This is a genomic window from Brevundimonas sp. GW821-FHT10A07, assembly GCF_059415785.1.
On the sequence record NZ_JBWKNX010000038.1, the window covers coordinates 1 to 1,361 of the forward strand.

Consider the following 1,361-nt stretch of genomic DNA (forward strand, 5'->3'; position numbering starts at 1 on the left):
GCGCCATGTGTGGACGGCTCCCCGTTGGCAAGGGTTGATCTGACGTTCTGCTGAGCCTGGTCGGAGCGGCCATGTGTTCGACCTGTTAGCGCGGTACGCATGACCGCTGGCCATAATGCCTTCCGCGAAGGTGGATCCCGACCAAAAGCACGCGCTCGAGGCGCTATGGCGCATGTGGGTTTTCCCTCCTTCCGGTTTCGACCGGCTGTCGCATTACATCCTGTCCGCCCTTCCCAAGTTCGTCGGTCTCGACGCTGAGCCTCGACCTGTCTCTATGCCGCGAGCGGCTCCCTGTAGCGCTCACCCGAAGTCATGATCGCCCAGACCATTCGCGCGGTCTTATTGGCGAGGGCGACGGCCGCGACCTTCGGCGTTCGTCGAGCGAGCAACTGAACCAGCCACGGCCGGCGCGTGCCGTTTCTCACGGCGTAGCGCACGACCGCCAAGGCGCCGACGACCAGCATCTGTCGCAGATATCGGTCACCCTGCTTGGTGATCCCGCCGAGCCGCTCCTTGCCACCGCTGGAGTTCTGCTTCGGCACGAGGCCGATCCAGGCCGCGAGATTGCGACCGGTCTTGAAGGCCCTTGGATCTGCGATCGTGCCGACAAGGGCGCTGGCTAGCAGCGGGCCCACGCCGGGGATTTCCATCAGCCGCCGACCGACTTCGGTCGAACGGGCGTTGGTCCGGATCAATCGGTCGGTCTCCAGGACCTGTTCGTTCACCAGCCGTAGCTGCACGCCCAGCATGGCGAGGCACCCTCGCGCCTCAGGCGGAACGCGCTCGTCGGCCGGGTTATCGACCACTTCGATAAGGCTCTGGAGGCCTTGCCTGCCGATTGCCGCCGCCATGCCGAACTCCGCCATGTGGCTCCTGATCGCGTTGGAGATCTGCGTGCGCTGCCGTATCAGGATCGACCGGGTCCGGTGCAGCACCATCACGCTCTGCTGCGCCGGCGACTTCACCGGTACAAACCGCATGGTCGGCCGGGTAACCGCCTCGCAGATCGCCTCCGCGTCGGCCATGTCGTTCTTCTGGCGCTTCACGTAAGGCTTCACATAGCTCGGCGGCATCAGCCGCACGTCGTGGCCCAGGCCGATCAGTTCGCGCGCCCAGTGATGCGCCGTTCCGCATGCTTCGATCCCGACCAGACAGGGGGACAGCTTTTCGAAGAACTTCAGCAGCCGCGCTCGCGTCAGCTTCTGTCGAATGACGACGCCGCCCTCAGCATCGACGCCGTGCACCTGAAACACCGACTTCGCGATGTCCAAACCAATCGTGGCTACCTGTCCCATGGCTCTCCTCCAGCTCTGCCGGAGGCCTAACGCCGCCGGTGGGTTGGAGAGCCGTCCACAGCATCA

Annotated in this window: 1 protein-coding gene; it reads right to left on the bottom strand. The window is 64.7% G+C overall.

The genetic code is table 11. The features are described 5' to 3' along the window. Positions 1-272 precede the first annotated feature (272 nt). Positions 273-1,295 (bottom strand): IS110 family RNA-guided transposase, encoded by a 1,023-nt coding sequence (locus tag AC07NC_RS17385; RefSeq protein ID WP_494570295.1) that lies wholly within the window; start codon positions 1,293-1,295, stop codon positions 273-275. Positions 1,296-1,361: the final 66 nt, after the last annotated feature.